Origin of the sequence: Alkalicoccobacillus porphyridii, from assembly GCF_007293315.1 — a bacterium.
Taxonomy (GTDB): Bacteria; Bacillota; Bacilli; order Bacillales; family Bacillaceae_D; genus Alkalicoccobacillus; species Alkalicoccobacillus porphyridii.
The window spans coordinates 1-264 of sequence record NZ_VLXZ01000261.1 but is presented as its reverse complement, the minus strand read 5'-3'; the positions used below and the strand labels follow the sequence as shown (position 1 = coordinate 264).

The window sequence follows — 264 nt, the reverse complement described above, 5'->3', positions numbered from 1 at the left end:
CGGTAAGGATAAGCCGACCAACGTGCTCTCCTTCCCGTTTGAAGTGCCGCCTGGCATGGAGATGTCGCTACTGGGCGATCTGGTTATCTGCCGTCAGGTGGTTGAGAAGGAAGCTCAGGAGCAAGGCAAACCACTGGAGGCGCACTGGGCGCATATGGTGGTGCACGGCAGTCTGCATTTGTTAGGTTACGATCACATCGAAGATGACGAAGCAGAAGAAATGGAAGCCCTCGAAACAGAGATTATGCTTGCTCTGGGCTATGA

1 protein-coding gene is annotated in these 264 nt (G+C 53.8%); it reads left to right on the top strand.

Annotation, left to right across the window (positions count from 1 at the left end; genetic code table 11):
- Positions 1 to 264 (top strand): rRNA maturation RNase YbeY (gene ybeY / locus FN960_RS24260; protein WP_143850827.1); only part of this gene is annotated, 264 nt, incomplete at both ends.